This is a genomic window from Streptomyces sp. NPDC058812 (genome assembly GCF_042744565.1).
Taxonomy (GTDB): Bacteria; Actinomycetota; Actinomycetes; order Streptomycetales; family Streptomycetaceae; genus Streptomyces; species Streptomyces thinghirensis.
On sequence record NZ_JBHYOB010000011.1, the window covers coordinates 63,916 to 80,967 of the forward strand.

16 protein-coding genes are annotated in these 17,052 nt (G+C 72.1%); 9 read left to right on the forward strand and 7 right to left on the reverse strand.

The features are described from left to right. Nucleotides 1–28 precede the first annotated feature (28 nt). Nucleotides 29–1,141: an SAM-dependent methyltransferase gene (locus ACFW48_RS23135; protein WP_386317462.1), complete on the forward strand. Its 1,113-nt coding sequence runs from the start codon at nt 29–31 to the stop codon at nt 1,139–1,141. On the opposite strand, the gene ACFW48_RS23140 is transcribed toward ACFW48_RS23135, so the two are convergent. Further along, nucleotides 1,106–2,257, reverse strand: coding sequence for an NADH-quinone oxidoreductase subunit D (locus tag ACFW48_RS23140; RefSeq protein ID WP_386317464.1), 1,152 nt, complete (start codon nt 2,255–2,257; stop codon nt 1,106–1,108). The two genes, ACFW48_RS23135 and ACFW48_RS23140, sit on opposite strands and share 36 nt — an antisense overlap. A 31-nt stretch (nt 2,258–2,288) precedes the next feature. On the opposite strand from ACFW48_RS23140, the gene ACFW48_RS23145 reads away from it, so the two are divergent. After that, complete coding sequence (locus ACFW48_RS23145) at nt 2,289–2,819, forward strand: PH domain-containing protein (protein ID WP_386317466.1); 531 nt, start codon at nt 2,289–2,291, stop codon at nt 2,817–2,819. A gap of 248 nt (nt 2,820–3,067) precedes the next feature. After that, entirely contained in the window at nt 3,068–4,342 is a 1,275-nt protein-coding gene (locus ACFW48_RS23150; protein ID WP_386317720.1) for a PH domain-containing protein, read from the forward strand. Between the two features lie 36 nt (nt 4,343–4,378). Here the strand turns inward: ACFW48_RS23150 and ACFW48_RS23155 are convergent, their stop codons facing one another. Together ACFW48_RS23155 and ACFW48_RS23160 are read right to left on the reverse strand one after the other, a co-directional pair. Next, nucleotides 4,379–5,695: a hypothetical protein gene (locus ACFW48_RS23155; protein WP_386317467.1), complete on the reverse strand. Its 1,317-nt coding sequence runs from the start codon at nt 5,693–5,695 to the stop codon at nt 4,379–4,381. A gap of 144 nt (nt 5,696–5,839) precedes the next feature. After that, nucleotides 5,840–6,988 (reverse strand): alpha/beta hydrolase, encoded by a 1,149-nt coding sequence (locus ACFW48_RS23160; RefSeq protein WP_386317469.1) that lies wholly within the window; start codon nt 6,986–6,988, stop codon nt 5,840–5,842. Between the two features lie 217 nt (nt 6,989–7,205). On the opposite strand from ACFW48_RS23160, the gene ACFW48_RS23165 reads away from it, so the two are divergent. The 6 genes from ACFW48_RS23165 (at nt 7,206) to ACFW48_RS23190 (ending at nt 12,269) form a co-directional block, all read left to right on the forward strand. Beyond that, on the forward strand, nt 7,206–9,017 hold the full coding sequence (locus tag ACFW48_RS23165) for a phosphatidylglycerol lysyltransferase domain-containing protein (RefSeq protein WP_386317471.1): 1,812 nt from the start codon (nt 7,206–7,208) through the stop codon (nt 9,015–9,017). Nucleotides 9,018–9,125: 108 nt separating this feature from the next. After that, nucleotides 9,126–10,016, forward strand: a complete 891-nt coding sequence (folP, locus tag ACFW48_RS23170; RefSeq protein ID WP_386317473.1) for a dihydropteroate synthase — start codon at nt 9,126–9,128, stop codon at nt 10,014–10,016. After that, nucleotides 10,013–10,516, forward strand: a complete 504-nt coding sequence (locus tag ACFW48_RS23175; protein ID WP_386317475.1) for a nuclear transport factor 2 family protein — start codon at nt 10,013–10,015, stop codon at nt 10,514–10,516. Before folP ends, ACFW48_RS23175 begins: the two co-directional genes overlap by 4 nt. Before the next feature lie 236 nt (nt 10,517–10,752). Continuing rightward, nucleotides 10,753–11,112, forward strand: a complete 360-nt coding sequence (gene folB, locus ACFW48_RS23180) for a dihydroneopterin aldolase (protein WP_386317477.1) — start codon at nt 10,753–10,755, stop codon at nt 11,110–11,112. Next, the gene (folK, locus tag ACFW48_RS23185; RefSeq protein ID WP_386317479.1) at nt 11,109–11,720 is read left to right on the forward strand and encodes a 2-amino-4-hydroxy-6-hydroxymethyldihydropteridine diphosphokinase; all 612 of its coding nucleotides are present in this window, start codon (nt 11,109–11,111) and stop codon (nt 11,718–11,720) included. Before folB ends, folK begins: the two co-directional genes overlap by 4 nt. Nucleotides 11,721–11,780: 60 nt before the next feature. Next, on the forward strand, nt 11,781–12,269 hold the full coding sequence (locus tag ACFW48_RS23190; protein ID WP_386317481.1) for a DUF3180 domain-containing protein: 489 nt from the start codon (nt 11,781–11,783) through the stop codon (nt 12,267–12,269). Between the two features lie 55 nt (nt 12,270–12,324). On the opposite strand, the gene folE is transcribed toward ACFW48_RS23190, so the two are convergent. The 4 genes from folE to tilS all read right to left on the reverse strand — a co-directional run bounded on the left by folE (nt 12,325) and on the right by tilS (nt 16,929). Next, nucleotides 12,325–12,930: a GTP cyclohydrolase I FolE gene (gene folE, locus ACFW48_RS23195; protein WP_310871992.1), complete on the reverse strand. Its 606-nt coding sequence runs from the start codon at nt 12,928–12,930 to the stop codon at nt 12,325–12,327. A gap of 70 nt (nt 12,931–13,000) precedes the next feature. Further along, on the reverse strand, nt 13,001–15,040 hold the full coding sequence (gene ftsH, locus ACFW48_RS23200; protein ID WP_386317722.1) for an ATP-dependent zinc metalloprotease FtsH: 2,040 nt from the start codon (nt 15,038–15,040) through the stop codon (nt 13,001–13,003). 195 nt (nt 15,041–15,235) lie between these two features. Beyond that, on the reverse strand, nt 15,236–15,775 hold the full coding sequence (hpt, locus tag ACFW48_RS23205; RefSeq protein WP_238696629.1) for a hypoxanthine phosphoribosyltransferase: 540 nt from the start codon (nt 15,773–15,775) through the stop codon (nt 15,236–15,238). 95 nt (nt 15,776–15,870) lie between these two features. Beyond that, nucleotides 15,871–16,929: a tRNA lysidine(34) synthetase TilS gene (gene tilS / locus ACFW48_RS23210; RefSeq protein WP_386317482.1), complete on the reverse strand. Its 1,059-nt coding sequence runs from the start codon at nt 16,927–16,929 to the stop codon at nt 15,871–15,873. Nucleotides 16,930–17,052 lie beyond the last annotated feature (123 nt).

Genomic DNA, 17,052 nt, shown 5'->3' on the forward strand with positions numbered 1-17,052 from the left:
CGTTCTCCTGTGCGCCTAGCCTGGCCCTGTGACGCGAGGGACAATAGGGGCCAGAGGGACTTCAGGGGTACGACGGAACTGGCGGGGCTGGAGGGAAGCGACGCAGGACGCCCTCTACGGACCGGCCGGTTTCTACCGCGGGTCCGAGGAGGGGCCTGCCGGGCACTTCCGGACGTCCGTGCACGCGTCGCCACTGTTCGCCGGGGCCGTGGCGCGGCTGCTGTGCCGGGTCGACGAGGCGCTGGGGCGGCCCTCATCGTTGGACTTCGTCGACATGGCGGCCGGACGGGGCGAGTTGGTCACCGGGGTGCTGGCCGCGCTGCCCGCCGACGTGGCCGCCCGCACGCGCGCGTACGCCGTCGAGGTGGCCGGCCGCCCCGAGGGGCTGGACCACCGGATCGAGTGGCTCGCCGAGCCGCCGGGCGGCGGGGTGACGGGACTGCTGTTCGCCAACGAGTGGCTCGACAACGTCCCGGTGGAGGTGGCGGAGGTGGACTCCGCGGGCGTGGCGCGGCGGGTGCTCGTGCGGGACGACGGGGCCGAACGGCTCGGCGAGCCGTTGGACGGGGCGGAGGCCGAGTGGCTGGCGCGGTGGTGGCCGCTGGCCGGGGAGGAAGGGGCGCGGGAGGGGTTGCGGGCCGAGATCGGGCTCCCCCGGGACGCCGCCTGGGCGTCCGCCGTGGCGGCCCTGGACGGAGGGCTGGGCGGGCTGGCCGTGGCCGCCGACTACGCGCACACCAGGGACGCCCGCCCGCCGTTCGGGACGCTCACCGGCTTCCGGAAGGGGCGGGAGACGCCGCCGGTGCCGGACGGGTCGTGCGACATCACCGCGCATGTGGCGCTGGACGCGTGCGCGGCGGCCCACGCGGCGAGGTGCGCTCCGGAGCGCACGCCCCCGGGTGCTCTTCTGCGCCCCCAGCGTGATGCCCTGCGCGCCCTGGGTGTCACGGGCGCGCGCCCCCCGCTCGCGTTGGCCTCCACCGACCCGGCGGCGTACGTACGCGCCCTCGCGGGCGCCTCGGAGGCCGCGGAACTCCTCGCGCGCGGCGGGCTGGGCGACTTCGTGTGGCTGCTCCAGCCGGTGGGGTCCGTCGACGCCGCCGCGCTACTTGTCGATGTCCCCGACCACGAAGAAGAGTGACCCCAGGATCGCCACCATGTCCGAGACCAGCGTCCCGGGCAACAACTCCGTCAGCGCCTGGATGTTGTTGTACGAGGCCGAGCGCAGCTTCAGCCGGTACGGGGTCTTCTCACCCTTGCTGACCAGGTAGTAGCCGTTGATGCCGAGCGGGTTCTCGGTCCAGGCGTACGTGTGGCCCTCGGGCGCCTTCAGCACCTTCGGGAGCCGCTGGTTGATCGGCCCGGGCGCCACCTCGGCCAGGCGGTCCAGGCAGGCGTCGGCGAGGTCGAGGGCGTTGTGGGTCTGCTCCAGGAGGCACTCGAAGCGGGCGAGGCAGTCGCCGTCGGTGCGGGTGACGACCTTCAGGGTGTCCTGGAGTTCGCCGTAGGCGAGGTACGGCTCGTCGCGGCGCAGGTCGAAGTCGACGCCGGAGGCGCGGGCGATCGGGCCGCTGACGCCGTAGGCGTGCACGGCCTCGGGCGACAGGGCGCCCACCCCGCGCGTACGCCCCCGGAAGATCTCGTTGCCGAGCACCAGGTCGTCGAAGACGTCCATGCGGGAGCGCACGGCGGCGACGGCGGCACGCGCGCGCGTGTGCCAGCCCGCCGGCAGGTCCTCCTTGAGGCCGCCGACGCGGTTGAACATGTAGTGCATGCGACCGCCGGAGACCTCCTCCATGACGTTCTGGAGGACCTCCCGCTCCCGGAAGGCGTAGAAGACCGGGGTGATGCCGCCCAGCTCCAACGGGTACGACCCCAGGAACATCAGGTGGTTGAGGACGCGGTTCAGCTCCGCGAGCAGCGTCCGCGTCCACACCGCGCGCGTGGGGACCTCCATGCCGAGCATCCGCTCCACGGCGAGGACCACACCCAGCTCGTTGGAGAACGCCGACAGCCAGTCGTGGCGGTTGGCGAGCACGATGATCTGACGGTAGTCACGGGCCTCGAACAGCTTCTCTGCGCCGCGGTGCATGTAGCCGATCACGGGTTCCGCGCTCGTGATGCGCTCACCGTCCAGGACGAGCCGCAGCCGCAGCACGCCGTGCGTGGACGGATGCTGGGGCCCGATGTTGAGCACCATGTCGGTGCTCTCCGCGGCACCGCCGACACCGACCATGGTCTCCGTCGTAGGAGTCATGCGCACAGTGTCCCCTACGTACGCTGGCCCCATGGAGACGGGGAGCCCTGACGACACGGGCACGGCGGGGGCGACGGAGCCGACGGAGCCGGTGCGGGACCAGCCGGTGTGGACCGGCCTGCCGCCGGGACTGCTACGCATGCGGCGGTTGTTGCTGGTGGTGTGGCTGGGACTGCTGACGCTCGCCGCGGGTCTGTTGCCCGGACTGTTCCTGGGCGCCTTCTGGGCGGCCCTGGCACTGCTGCCGGCGGCCCTGCTGGTGTGGGGCTGGGTGATGCTGGAGCGCAACTGGCGTTCCTGGCGGTACGCCGAGCGCGCCGACGACCTGCTGATCAGCCGGGGCGTGCTGTGGCGGGAGGAGACCGTCGTCCCGTACGGACGGATGCAGCTGGTCGAGGTGACCTCGGGTCCGGTCGAGCGCCACTTCGGCCTGGCCAGTGTGCAGCTCCACACGGCCGCCGCGGCGACCGACGCGACCATCCCGGGCCTCGTCCCGACCGAGGCGGAACGCCTCCGCGACCGGCTCACCGAGCTGGGCGAGGCCCGATCGGCGGGGCTGTGACGACCCCCGGGGCCGAGGGCGGCCTGCCGGGGGCGGGCGACGGCGCGGACGTCGCAGAGGGCGGCGCGGACGTCGTAGAGGGCCATGCGTCCGGGGCAGGAGCCGGCACGAACGCCGCAGAAGACCACACGACCGGGGCAAGGGCCGACACCAAGGGCACAGAGCGCCACGCGACCGAGCCAGCATCCGGCGCCAGAGGCACAGAGGGCCGCGCGGCCGGGCCCGGAAACGGTGTCGTCGAGCGGCGGTTGCATCCGATCACACCGTTGCGGCGGGCCTGGGCGCCGGTCGCCGTGATCGTCGGGTGGGCCGTGCACGACCCCGACCAGGCGCAGCGCCAGTTGTCGCGGCTGACCACGACCACGCTGCTGGTCGGGATCGCCGTGCTGATCCCGGCCGCCGCCCTCTACGGCTTCCTGACCTGGTGGTTCACCCACTTCGCGGTGACCGACACCGAGCTGCGCATCCGTACCGGACTGCTGTTCCGGCGCACCGCGCACATCCGGCTCGAACGGATCCAGGCCGTCGACGTCACCCAGCCGCTGCTCGCCCGCGTCGCGGGGGTCGCCAAGCTGAAACTCGACGTCATAGGCACCGGCAAGAAGGACGAACTGGCCTTCCTGGGCGCCGACGAGGCACGCGCGCTGCGGGCCGAGCTGCTCGCGCGCGCGGCCGGGCTCGCGCCCGAGACCGCGCACGAGGTCGGCGAGGCACCCTCCCGGCAGCTGCTGCGCGTGCCGCCCGGCGTCCTCGCCGTCTCGCTGCTGCTGACCGGCGCGACCTGGGGCACGCTGATCGCCGCCGTCGTCGTGCCGACGCTGCTGTGGCTGGCCACCCACAACCTGTGGACGGTGCTGGCGACCGCCCTGCCCCTGCTGGGCGCCGCGGGCGCGAGCAGCGCGGGCCGGTTCGTCGGGGAGTACGACTGGACGGTGGCCGAGTCCCCGGACGGGCTCCGCCTCGACCACGGGCTGCTGGACCGCGCCCACGAGACCGTGCCGCCGGGCCGGGTGCAGACCGTGCGGATCGTGGAGCCGGTGCTGTGGCGGCGGCGCGGGTGGGTGCGGGTGGAGCTGGACGTGGCCGGGTCGTCGAACTCCGTGCTGCTGCCGGTCGCCCCGCGCGAGATCGCCGAGTCGGTCGTCGCGCGCGTGCTGCCCGGGGTGACCGTGCCGACGGACGCGGTGCTGTCGCGCCCGCCGCGGCGGGCCGCGCGTTGCCGGCCGCTGTGGTGGCGCGGCTACGGACTCGCCGTCACCGACGCGGTCTTCGCCGCCCGGTACGGACTGCTGCGCCGCAGCCTGGCGCTGGTGCCGCACGCCAAGGTGCAGAGCGTCCGGCGCACGCAGGGGCCGTGGCAGCGGGCGCTGCGGCTGGCCGACGTACGGGTGGACACGGGCGCGAACAAGACCGTGACCGCGCGGCTGCGCGACGCGGACGAGGCGGTGGAGCTGCTGCGGGCGCAGGCGGAGCGCTCCCGTACCGGGCGGCGGGACGCACTGCCGGACCGGTGGATGGCCTGAGACCCCGCCGGCTGCGCCGAACGGTGCCGGCCGGCGTCAGGACACCGCGCTGCGCAGCTGCTGTACGTCGATCTGCTCGGTCTCGTCGTGGGCCGTCAGGTCGATCACCTGGCCCACACCCCGGGACTCCTCGCCGGCCGGCTTGAACGCGGCCTCCGTCTCGGCCTTGTGCAGGGCGAGGGCCTCCTGGCCGACCACGTCGGCGAGGTCCTCGTTCTGGACGGCCTCCAGGGCCTCGGACGACGGCGCCCCGTCCTCGGACTCGGCGTTCTTCGTGCCGAAGAAGTCGAAGCCGCCCTCGACCCTCGGACGCCGCGCGGGAGCCGTCGGTGCGACGGCCACCGCGGTCGGCACCGTGAAGTGGCCGGCGGTCTGCCGGGTGGCCTGGGTGGGCTGCGCGGGCCGCTCGCCGGACTGATCCGGCTGATCGGCCTGATCGGGCTGATCGGGCTGATCGGGCTGAGTCGTCGGGGAGGCGGCGACGGTGCGCTCGTGCCCGTCGACCGCCTCGGACTGCCCCTGCCCCTGCGCCTCGTCCTCCCGCGCGGCCTCGGCCGCCTCCGCGCTCTCGCCGCCGCCGTCCCCGCCGTTGCCGCCGCCGTCCCCGTCGTCGCCGCCGCCGTCGGAGTCACCGCCGCCGTCACGGTCGCCACCGTCCGGAGCCGCCGGCCGGTCCTCGTCGAAGCGCGCCAGTGCCGCGCTCGCCCGCAGGAACAGCCGGGAGCCCTCGGGAGAGAACACGGCGGGGGCCTCCTCGGCCGCCTCGGTGGTCTCGGGGGCCTCCTTGGTGATCTCCTCGTTGATCTCCCCGGCGGTCTCCTCAGTGGCCGAGGTGTCCTCGGCGGGCGTCTCCTGCACCGGCGCCGACCGTGCCGCCGGCAGCGCGGGTGCCTGCGGCACGGCCTCTATCTCCAGCAGGCGGCGGCCCTCCAGCGCGGTGGCCCGCTCGGTCTCCGCCGTGGCGTAGCGCCGCAGCAGGGCGGCGTGCTCGTTGCGCAGTCCCGCCAGCTCCGTGCGCTTCGCCCGCAGCCGGTGCTCCAGCTTCACGCGCAGCTCGCGCGACTCCTCCAGGTCGGACTCCAGTTCGGCGACCCGTTCCTCGTAACGCCACTCGTCGCTCGCACGCGCGCGCGTGAGGTCGGCGACGCGCCTGCCCGCCTGCGCGTCCCAGTGACGCATGACGACCGCGCCGACGACGGCCGTCACCGCGGCGGCCGCGGCCAGTGAGCGCAGGATCATCGCTTCGCTGAACACCCAGGGGCCGACGGCACAGACGACGGAGACGCCGGCGATCGCCGACGGAGGAAGCAGCCTGTGCAAGGGCGGGGAATGGCGGTGACGTCCACGTGGCATGGCCAGAAACTTACCGCGCGTAGGCGAATCTTGGCGCCCCGCCCCGTAAAAACACAGCCATCTCCGGCGCTTTCACACGACATCAGGAATCCACATGCCCAACAGCGGGCGAATTACTTCAAGATCATTTCCAGCGGCCGCCCGTCATCGCCCGTCGGGCCGTCCACCGGGCCGCCCGTCGAGCCGCTCGCTGAGCCACTCCAGGGTCGCGGGAATCTCGCGCCGCCACGTATTGAAGTTGTGGCCGCCGCTTTCCAGGATGATCGAAGAGATCCGCGTCGGCTTCCTGTCCTTCACCCGCTCAATGAACTTCAGCGTGTCCTTGTAGTTCGTCTCGCCGGACCTGCTGCTGGTGACGAGCAGTGAAGTGTCGGGCGCGGGCATGTTCTTGAGGTACCACCACAGGTCGGCCCGGTTCTTCCGCCCCTCGTCGCCCTGGAAGAGGTCGCCCGTGGTGGGATCGCTGGGCGCGTCGTAGTAGGCGGAGAGCCCGGCCCCCGCGCCGTACACCTCGGGATGGTGCATGGCGAGCTTCAGGGCGCAGTAACCGCCGGTCGAGTTGCCGACGATGCCCCAGCCGCCCGGCCCGCGGTCCACGCGGTAGTGGGCGCTCACGGCCTCGGGCAGGTCCTTGGCGAAGAACGACTCCGTCTGCGGGCCGCCCGGGACGTCCACGCACTCCGTGTCACGCGGCGGCGCCACCGTGGGCCGCAGCATCACCAGGATCATCGGCCGCATCCGGCCCGCCTTGGCCAGGTCGAGCGCCGTCCGCGGGTAGTGGAGCTTGTCCACCAGCGCCGAGGCCGTCCCCGGATAGCCGGTCAGGACGACGGCCGCGGGGAACGTACGGGCGCGGTGCCGCGCCTGGAAGTACTCCGGCGGCAGATACACGTACGCGGCCGACGCGATCCGCGTCGTACGGCCGACCACCTGTATCTCCTGGATCCGGCCGCCGACCTCCGGCCGCGCCCCGCCCGCCCGGCCGGCCCGCCGGTCGCCGACGACCTGGAGCGGACCGCCGGCCTCGTCGGCCGAGTGGTCGACGACCACGCCCTGGCCGTTCTCCCGGCCGAACAGGTCGGCCCAGCTGCCGTAGAACCCGAAGGACTGGTTGGCCACCAGTCCCACCGCGGCGAAGACCGCCACCTGGGTGGCGAACAGCAGCCCCACCCGCCCGAGGACGGCCCGCACGCTCCGCCGGGCCAGCCGCGGCCACAGCCACACCGTGCCGACGAACAGCAGCACGCCGGACAGGACCGCCAGCGCCAGCACCTTGTTGCTTGTGAGACCCATGCGTTGCTACCTGCCTGTGCTTTCCATGCGTCCGTTCGGGCCGTCCGTCCGGACCACCGCCCCTGCGCACCCTCCGGGGTTTCCGACGGGGGGAATGAACCTCTCCCGCCAAGACACCGTCCTAGAGGGCGCAATGTCGCCGGATGCCCGAAACGGGCCCGGATCCAAGGTCTCTCGCAGAACTACGGGTGCGATGTCTGTCAGGACAGATGAGGAAATGTCGGGTGGGGTTCCGACGAAACCCACGAGCGTACGCCGGGTGCTGCGCGGCCCTCGCCCGGAGACCGTGCCCCTCCTCGTCGGCCGCGCCTGCGCGCTCGTGGGCCTGCTGGACATCGCCGCCGGCGTCTTCCCGCGGTTCCGGCACAGCCGTATGCACGCCCTCGCCGAGGTACTGCCCGGCGCGTTCGGCCCGTTCGCGGCGGCGCTCTCGCTCAGCGCCGGGGTGCTGTTGCTGCTGCTCGCCCACGGACTCAAGCGCCGTAAGCGCCGGGCGTGGCGGGCGGCCGTGGCCCTGCTGCCGCTCGGCGCCGTCGCGCAGTTCACCTACCGGCACTCCCTCGTCGGGGTGCTGATCTCCCTCGCACTGCTCCTCCCCCTGCTGCGGCACCGGGACCAGTTCACGGCGCTGCCCGACCCGCGCAGCCGGTGGCGGGCGCTCGCCAACTTCGTACTCATGGGCGCCGGTTCCCTCGCCCTCGGCCTCGTCGTCGTCAACGCCCACCCGCACCGCATGATCGGCGACCCGAGCCTGGCCGACCGCATCACCCACGTCCTGTACGGCCTGTTCGGCGTCGAGGGCCCGGTCGACTACTGGGGCAACACCTCCTGGACGGTCGCGTTCTCCCTCGGCGCCCTCGGCCTGCTCACCGCCATCACCACCATCTACCTGGCCTTCCGCCCCGAACACCCCGCCGCCCGCCTCACCGAGGACGACGAGGCCCGCCTGCGCGCCCTGCTGGCCAGGCACGGCGGCCGGGACTCCCTCGGCCACTTCGCGCTGCGCCGGGACAAGGCCGTCGTCTTCTCCCCCAGCGGCAAGGCCGCCGTCACCTACCGCGTCGTCTCCGGCGTGATGCTGGCCAGCGGCGACCCGATCGGCGACGTCGAGGCCTGGCCCGGCGCCATCGAACGCTTCATGGACGAGGCGCGCGCCCACTCCTGGACGCCCGCCGTCATGGGCTGCTCCGAGACCGGCGGCGAGGTGTGGACCCGCGAGACCGGGCTCGACGCCCTCGAACTGGGCGACGAGGCGGTGGTGGATGTCGCGGATTTCTCCCTCGCCGGCCGCGCGATGCGCAACGTGCGCCAGATGGTCAAGCGCATCGAGCGCGCCGGTTACGAGACCCGGGTACGGCGCGTGGCTGACCTCGGCGACGCCGAACTGGACCGCGTCCGCCGGGCCGCCGACGACTGGCGCGGCACCGACACCGAGCGGGGCTTCTCCATGGCTCTGGGCCGCATCGGCGACCCCTCCGACGGGGACTGCCTGATAGCCACCGCGCACAAGCAGGACGCCGAGCCCGGCGAGTACGGCGACCTGAAGGCGATCCTGCACTTCGTGCCGTGGGGCACCGACGGGGTGTCGCTCGACCTGATGCGCCGCGACCGCTCGGCCGACCCCGGCATGAACGAGCTGCTGATCGTGGCCGCGCTCCAGGCCGCCCCGAAGCTCGGCATCGCGCGGGTCTCGCTGAACTTCGCCATGTTCCGCGCGGCGCTCGCCCGGGGCGAGAAGATCGGCGCGGGGCCGGTGCTGCGTGCCTGGCGCGGACTGCTGGTGTTCCTCTCCCGGTGGTTCCAGATCGAGTCCCTGTACAAGTTCAACGCCAAGTTCCGCCCCCGGTGGGAGCCCCGTTTCGTGGTCTACCGCGCCTCCGCCGACCTCCCCCGCATCGGCTTCGCCGCCATGCAGGCCGAGGGCTTCGTCACCCTCGCCCCGCCCCTCCCCCGCTTCCTGCGCCGCCGCACCACCACGCGCCGCCCGTGCACCCACCGGGTGGTGGAGCAGGACGCCCGGACGGCGTGAGGGGCCGTGTCCTCGGCTCGGACGGGCCGGACCGGGCCGGGGCGCCCGGGCCGGGGCTTTGCCGGGCCGCACGGGAAGGCCACCACCTGCGGGGCCTACGCTGAACACATGAGCAAGCAGACCGGCCGCCGCCACCTGGCGGGACTGACCGCATGGGACCGCTGCGCGGTCATGGGGGTCGTCAACGTGACCCCCGACTCCTTCTCCGACGGCGGTCGCTTCTTCGACACCACGGCCGCCATCAAGCACGGCCTCGACCTGGTCGCCGAGGGCGCCGACCTGGTGGACGTCGGCGGCGAGTCCACCCGTCCCGGCGCGACCCGCGTGGACGAGGACGAGGAGCTGAGGCGGGTGGTCCCGGTCGTGCGCGGCCTGGCCTCCGAGGGCGTCACGATCTCCGTCGACACGATGCGCGCCTCGGTCGCCGAACAGGCCCTCGCGGCGGGCGCCGCCCTCGTCAACGACGTCAGCGGCGGCCTCGCCGACCCCCGGATGATCCCGGTCGTCGCCGATGCCGCCGCCCCCTTCGTCGTCATGCACTGGCGCGGCCTCCTGGAGGGCGGCAACGTCAGGGGCACCTACGAGGACGTCGTCGCCGAGGTCGTGGACGAGCTGCACGCGCGCGTGGAGGCGGTCGTCGAGGGCGGCGTCTCGCCCGACCGCGTCGTCGTCGACCCCGGCCTCGGCTTCTCCAAGGACGCCGAGCACGACCTGGTGCTGCTGGCCCACCTCGACCGCCTCCACGGCCTCGGCCACCCGCTGCTCGTCGCCGCCTCCCGCAAGCGGTTCCTCGGGCGGGTCCTCGCCGGACCGGGGGCCGCCCCGCCGCCCGCACGCGAGCGCGACGCGGCCACCGCCGCCGTCTCCGCACTCGCGGCGCACGCCGGCGCGTGGGCCGTACGCGTGCACGAGGTGCGCGCCACCGCCGACGCCGTACGGGTCGCGCGCGCCGTCGAAGGGGCCCGGACGGCGGGCAGCGGCCCGGAAGGAGCCCGGTGAACGCGCCGCACATCGACGTGGAGCAGGTCGAGGCCGCCAACACCGCCTTCTACGAGGCGCTGGAGCAGGGCGATTTCGAGAAGGTGTCCGAGTTCTGGCTCACCCCGTCCGACCTGGGCGTCGACGAGTCGTACCACGACCCGGCCGACGCCGGCGTGGTCTCCTGCGTGCACCCCGGCTGGCCGGTGCTCACCGGCCGCGGCGAGGTCCTCCGCTCCTACGCGCTGATCATGGCGAACACCGACTACATCCAGTTCTTCCTCACCGACGTGCACGTCTCCGTGACCGGGGACACCGCCCTGGTGACCTGCACCGAGAACATCCTCAGCGGCGGTCCCGCCCCCGAGGGCGGCGACGAGCTCGGTCCGCTCGTGGGCCAGCTCGTGGTCGCCACCAACGCGTTCCGGCGCACGCCCTCCGGCTGGAAACTCTGGTCGCACCACGCCTCCCCCGTGATGGCCGAGACGGAGGACGAGGAGGGTGAGGCCACTCCTTCCTGACCGAGGGAACCAAGAAGTGGTTGGAATCACGGACCGGCGGGTATGGGCGGCTACCAGCCCGTGATCCACCGGGACCGCCAGGGAGAACGCACGGTGAAACCTCCTGGCCTCCACCCGGCCCCACACCCCCCGTGGCCCGGCACTGTCGGTGTCCGCGGGTAGATTCGACTGAGGTCGGCGTACCACCCGCACGTGGTACGGACCGGCCGAGACCGACGACTGCAGGAGTGATTCGCGTGGATCGTGTCGCGCTGCGCGGCCTGAGGGCCCGCGGGCACCACGGTGTGTTCCCCAAGGAGCGCGAGGACGGCCAGACCTTCCTCGTGGACATCGTCCTTGGCCTGGACACCCGACCGGCCGCGGCCGACGACGACCTGGCGAAGACCGTGCACTACGGCATCGTGGCCGAGGAGGTCGTGGCCGTGGTCGAGGGCGAGCCCGTCAACCTGGTCGAGACGCTCGCCGAGCGCATCGCCCAGGTCTGCCTGAAACACGAAGGGGTCGAGGAGGTCGAGGTCCGCGTCCACAAGCCGGACGCTCCGATCACCGTCCCCTTCGACGACGTGACCGTCACCATCACCCGGAGCCGTGTATGAGCGCCCCCTTCACCAAGGGTCCCAGCGACCCGACCGTACAGCCGGTGCCGGCCTCCGTCATCGAGCAGGTCGACGCCGCCGACACCACGCTGTCCAACCCCAAGCGCGCGGTGATCGCCCTCGGCGCCAACCTCGGCAACCGCCTGGAGACCCTCCAGGGCGCCATCGACGCCCTGGAGGACACCCCGGGCGTGCGGGTCAAAGGGGTCTCGCCGGTGTACGAGACGGAACCGTGGGGCGTCGACCCCGACAGCCAGCCGTCGTACTTCAACGCGGTCGTGATCCTCAAGACCACCCTGCCCCCGTCCTCCCTGCTGGAGCGGGCGCACGCCGTGGAGGAGGCCTTCCACCGCGTCCGCGACGAGCGCTGGGGCCCGCGCACCCTCGACGTCGACATCGTCGCCTACGCCGAGGTCGTCTCCGACGATCCGCAGCTCACCCTGCCCCACCCGCGCGCCCACGAACGCGCCTTCGTGCTCGCCCCCTGGCACGACGTGGACCCCGGGGCCCAGCTGCCGGGACACGGCCCGGTCGCCGACCTCCTGGACTCCGTCACCAGGGACGGCGTCGCGCCCCGCGCCGATCTGGAACTCCGGCTGCCCGAGTAGTCGTTAAGGTCGACAGGGTCGGACGACCACGCAGGGGAACCGAAGGGACACCGGGAGACCGTGAAAGAGTTGCGCATCAGGGTGCTGGCCGGCGTGTTCGTCGTGGCCGGGATCCTGTCCTGGGCGGGCGCCCGTCTGTGGAACTCGATCGGGACTCTCCCGAGCGTCCCCCTGGCCGCCCCCGTGGTTCTCGCGCTGATCGCCGTGATCCTGCTGGCGACGGCCCTGTCGATCCGCGCGCGCCTGAAGGCCCAGCGGGACCGCGTCCCGGACGCCAAGGGCGTCGACCCGATGATGGCGGCCCGTGCGGTCGTCTTCGGCCAGGCCAGCGCCCTGGTGGCCGCCCTCGTCGCCGGTATGTACGGCGGCACGGGCGCCTTCCTGCTGGAGTACCTCGACATCCCGGCCCGCCGCGACCAGGCCATCTACGCCGGCTTCTCGGTCGTGGCGGGCATCGGCGTGATAGCGGCCGCGATCTTCCTGGAGCGCGTCTGCAAGCTCCCGGAGGACGAGGACGACGACCACCCGGGCGCGGCCACGGCGGCCTGACCCGCCGCCGCGCCGACGCCCGCGTGGTATCCGCCGGGCATCGGCGCCGACGGCGTCAGCGCGCCATTATCAGGCTCATCGCCTCGTTGCGCGTGGCGACGTCACGCAGCTGTCCGCGCACCGCCGACGTCAGGGTCTTCGCGCCGGGCTTGCGAATGCCGCGCATCGACATGCACATGTGCTCGCACTCCACGACGACGATCACGCCGCGCGGCTCCAGGATCTCCATCAGGGAGTCCGCGATCTGCGTGGTGAGACGTTCCTGCACCTGCGGGCGGCGGGCGTAGACGTCCACGAGACGCGCCAGCTTGGACAGACCGGTGATCTTTCCGTTGGTGGACGGGATGTAGCCGACGTGCGCCACGCCGCGGAACGGCACCAGGTGATGCTCACAGGTCGAGAACACCTCGATGTCCTTCACCAGGACCATCTCGTCGTGCCCGAGGTCGAACGTCGTCGTCAGCACGTCCCCGGGCTCCTGCCACAGCCCGGCGAAAATCTCCTTGTACGCCCGCGCCACGCGCGCCGGCGTCTCCCTCAGACCCTCGCGGTCCGGGTCCTCGCCGACCGCGATCAGCAGTTCGCGTACGGCGTTCTCGGCCCGCTTCTCGTCGAACTCGCCGATCTGGCCCTCGCCGTCCAGCGTCACGGGGTCGGTCATCTGGTGCCTCGTTCCTGTCCTGCGGTCGGCATACATTCCGGGCCTGGTGGGGCCGCCGGGAGTGGCTGGGTCAGCTCTCCGGGCGGTCCTCCGGGGCTCGTTCCGGAGCCGGGGCCGGCTCCGGCGTGGTGCTCTTGGCGGTGGAGATCGCCGCCGGCGCGCCGTTCGCTCCGTTCGTCAGGGCGAGCTCCTTCGGGGAGAGCACCGGCGGACGGGTCGAGGGCGTGCGGCGGGAGGAGCCGGTCCAGGCGGGCCGGGCCGGGCGCTTGACGATCTGGGCGAAGACCTCGGCGATCTCCTCCTTGCCGAGCGTCTCCTTCTCCAGCAGGGCGAGGACGAGGTTGTCGAGGACGTCGCGGTTCTCGACCAGGATCTCCCAGGCCTCGTTGTGCGCCGTCTCGATGAGCTTCTTGACCTCTTCGTCGACCAGCGCGGCGACCTCTTCCGAGTAGTCGCGCTGGTGAGCCATCTCACGGCCCAGGAACGGCTCGCTGTTGTCGCCGCCGAACTTGATCGCGCCGAGACGCTCGGTCATGCCGTACTGAGTGACCATCGCGCGGGCCACGCTGGTGGCCTTCTCGATGTCGTTGGCGGCACCCGTCGTCGGGTCGTGGAAGACCAGTTCCTCGGCCGCGCGGCCGCCCAGCATGTAGGCGAGCTGGTCGAGCATCTCGTTGCGCGTGGTCGAGTACTTGTCCTCGTCCGGGAGCACCATCGTGTAACCGAGGGCCCGGCCTCTCGACAGGATCGTGATCTTGTGGACCGGATCGGAGTTCGGTGAGGCCGCCGCGACCAGGGCGTGACCGCCCTCGTGGTACGCGGTGATCTTCTTCTCCTTGTCCGACATGATCCGGGTCCGCTTCTGCGGGCCCGCGACCACACGGTCGATCGCCTCGTCCAGCATGTGGTTGTCGATCAGCTTCTGGTCGCTGCGGGCCGTCAGCAGGGCGGCCTCGTTCAGCACGTTGGCCAGATCGGCACCGGTCATGCCGGGCGTACGGCGGGCGACGGCCGACAGGTCGACGTCGGGAGCGACCGGCTTGCCCTTCTGGTGAACCTTGAGGATCTCCAGACGGCCCTGCATGTCCGGACGGTCGACGGCGATCTGCCGGTCGAAACGGCCGGGGCGCAGCAGCGCCGGGTCGAGGATGTCGGGCCGGTTCGTGGCGGCGATGAGGATCACGCCGCCCTTCACGTCGAAGCCGTCCATCTCGACGAGCAGCTGGTTCAGGGTCTGCTCACGCTCGTCGTGACCGCCGCCGAGGCCGGCGCCGCGGTGGCGGCCGACCGCGTCGATCTCGTCGACGAAGACGATGGCGGGCGCGTTCGCCTTGGCCTGCTCGAACAGGTCGCGGACTCGGGAGGCACCGACACCGACGAACATCTCGACGAAGTCGGAACCGGAGATCGAGTAGAACGGCACGCCCGCCTCGCCCGCGACGGCACGCGCGAGCAGGGTCTTGCCGGTGCCGGGCGGGCCGTACAGCAGCACGCCCTTGGGGATCTTGGCGCCGACGGCCTGGAACTTGGCCGGTTCCTGGAGGAACTCCTTGATCTCGTGGAGCTCCTCGACGGCCTCGTCCGAACCGGCGACGTCCGAGAACGTCGTCTTCGGGGTGTCCTTGGTGATGAGCTTCGCCTTGGACTTGCCGAAGTTCATGACGCGGGAGCCGCCGCCCTGCATCTGGTTCATCAGGAACAGGAAGATGACCACGATGAGGACGAACGGAAGCAGGGTGATCAGGAGCCCGACGAACGGGTTCTGCTTCGACGGCGACACCGTGTAGCCGTCGGGGATCTGCTTGTCCTGGTACTTGTTCTGCAGCGTGCTGGCGAGGGTCACGCCCTGGTCGCCGATGTAGCTCGCCTGGATCTTCGAGCTGCCCTCGACCTTTTCGCCGTCCTTGAGCTGAACCTTGATGTTCTGCTCGTCGCCGGTGGTCAGCTTGGCCGACTCGACCCTGTTGTCGTTGATCGCCTGGACGACCTGGCCAGTGTCCACCGTCTTGTAGCCGCCGGACGAGCCGACGACCTGCATCAACACGACCACGGCAAGGACGGCCAGCACGATCCACATGATTGGCCCACGGAAGTATCGCTTCACGTCCATCCACACGGAGCGGTGCCGCCCCGTCCCTCCTGCCATAGTGAGTTTGATAAGACAGTTCTTCTGACGGTACCCCAGCCCGGCGGCCCTCAGCCGCACGGGACCGCTGGCTTCCCGTCTGCATGCTCCAACGGCGCGGGGGCCTCCGGGGTTCCCGGTCACCCCCCGAAACGCCGTGGGGCCCGCTACGAGGCCGTGTCAGCCGCCGTAGACGTGGGGCGCGAGCGTACCGACGAACGGGAGGTTGCGGTACTTCTCGGCGTAGTCGAGGCCGTAGCCGACGACGAACTCGTTGGGGATGTCGAAACCGACCCACTCCACGTCGATGGCGACCTTCGCGGCGTCCGGCTTGCGCAGCAGCGTGCACACCTTGAGGGAGGCGGGCTCGCGCGAGCCGAGGTTGGAGATCAGCCAGGACAGGGTCAGGCCGGAGTCGATGATGTCCTCGACGATCAGGACGTGCCTGCCCTTGATGTCGGTGTCGAGGTCCTTGAGGATCCGCACCACGCCGGAGGACTGGGTGCCCGCGCCGTACGAGGACACCGCCATCCAGTCCATCGTGACAGGGGTGGACAGCGACCGGGCGAGGTCGGCCATGACCATCACGGCGCCCTTGAGGACGCCGACGATGAGCAGGTCCTTGCCCGCGTACTCCGCGTCGATCTTCGCGGCCAGCTCGGCCAGCTTCGCGTCGATCTCTTCCTTGGTGATGAGTACCTTCTCGAGGTCGGCACCCATGTCGTTCGCGTCCACCCGCATCACTTTCGGTCGTCCCACCGGCCACTCCGGAGCACCCCGGCGATCCGTACGCGGATCGGTGGGAGGGTCCGGATTCAGCCTTGCCGAATCACCAGTCTGCCACCCTGCCGCTGGGCTACGACTTTGCCGGGGAGGTTGATGGCCCCCTGACCGCGCCAGCCGGTGATCAGCCGGTCGATTTCCTCGATGTGGCGGGCGAACAGCGCACCCGCGGGGGCACCGGCCTCGATGGCGGCGCGGCGCAGGATCCTGCGGCGTACGGCGGGCGGGAGGGCGTAGAGCTTGGCGCACTCCAGCATGCCCCGCGCGTCGCGGACGCCGGCCTCGGCCTGGCGGGCCCAGGTGTCGAGGGCGTCGGCGTCGTCCCGGGAGAGTTGCGCCGTACGGGCGAGGGCCTCGACGACGCCCTTGCCGAGCGCCTTCTCCAGGGCGGGCAGGCCCTCGTGGCGCAGCCGGGAGCGGGTGTACGCCGGGTCGGCGTTGTGCGGGTCGTCCCAGACGGGCAGGGACTGGACCATGCAGGCCTTGCGGGCGGTCTGCCGGTCGACCTGGAGGAAGGGGCGGCGGTAACGGCCGTCGGCCCCCGAGACCGCGGCCATGCCCGACAGGGAGCGGATGCCGGAGCCGCGGGCGAGGCCCAGCAGGACGGTCTCGGCCTGGTCGTCGCGGGTGTGGCCGAGCAGGACGGCGGCGGCGCCGTGGCGGGCCGCGGCGGCGTCCAGGGCGGCATAGCGGGCGTCGCGGGCGGCGGCTTCGGGCCCGCCCCCGCGGCCGACGGTCACGGCGGTGGCCTCGACGGGGTCCAGGCCGAGTTCGCGCAGGCGCAGGACGACCTCTTCGGCGCGCAGGTCCGAGCCGTTCTGCAGGCCGTGGTCGACGGTGACGCCGCCGGCGCGGATACCGAGCCGGGGAGCCTCGAAGGCGAGGGCGGAGGCGAGTGCCATGGAGTCGGCGCCGCCGGAGCAGGCCACGAGCACGAGGGGAGACGCCGGGAGTCCGGCCTCGCGGTCCGGCACGCGGTCGGCGGCCGTCGCGGCGGGGACGCCGGCCGTGGTGTTCAGTTCGGTGAGGATGTCGTGGAGGACGCGGCGGACCGCCAGGCGTATCGCCGCGACCGCAGGATGGGGACCCATGTCCGGTGCCCTTCATGAAGTTGTCGGGGGGTGAGCCCGAGATTCGGTCACTCAGAGTGTGTAGATGGTGACAGAAACGGGCCGTTCCCCGAGCATCGCACGCCTGTCGAGGGCTCACGGTCC

What these genes read in the sequence shown, in the direction of transcription:
- ACFW48_RS23140 (WP_386317464.1), bottom strand. Translation starts at nt 2,257, where the DNA reads ATGACTCCTACGACGGAGACCATGGTCGGTGTCGGCGGTGCCGCGGAG.
- ACFW48_RS23145 (WP_386317466.1), top strand. Translation starts at nt 2,289, where the DNA reads ATGGAGACGGGGAGCCCTGACGACACGGGCACGGCGGGGGCGACGGAG.
- ACFW48_RS23155 (WP_386317467.1), bottom strand. Translation starts at nt 5,695, where the DNA reads ATGCCACGTGGACGTCACCGCCATTCCCCGCCCTTGCACAGGCTGCTT.
- ACFW48_RS23160 (WP_386317469.1), bottom strand. Translation starts at nt 6,988, where the DNA reads ATGGGTCTCACAAGCAACAAGGTGCTGGCGCTGGCGGTCCTGTCCGGC.
- ACFW48_RS23165 (WP_386317471.1), top strand. Translation starts at nt 7,206, where the DNA reads ATGTCGGGTGGGGTTCCGACGAAACCCACGAGCGTACGCCGGGTGCTG.
- folP (WP_386317473.1), top strand. Translation starts at nt 9,126, where the DNA reads ATGAGCAAGCAGACCGGCCGCCGCCACCTGGCGGGACTGACCGCATGG.
- folK (WP_386317479.1), top strand. Translation starts at nt 11,109, where the DNA reads ATGAGCGCCCCCTTCACCAAGGGTCCCAGCGACCCGACCGTACAGCCG.
- folE (WP_310871992.1), bottom strand. Translation starts at nt 12,930, where the DNA reads ATGACCGACCCCGTGACGCTGGACGGCGAGGGCCAGATCGGCGAGTTC.
- ftsH (WP_386317722.1), bottom strand. Translation starts at nt 15,040, where the DNA reads ATGGACGTGAAGCGATACTTCCGTGGGCCAATCATGTGGATCGTGCTG.
- hpt (WP_238696629.1), bottom strand. Translation starts at nt 15,775, where the DNA reads ATGGGTGCCGACCTCGAGAAGGTACTCATCACCAAGGAAGAGATCGAC.
- tilS (WP_386317482.1), bottom strand. Translation starts at nt 16,929, where the DNA reads ATGGGTCCCCATCCTGCGGTCGCGGCGATACGCCTGGCGGTCCGCCGC.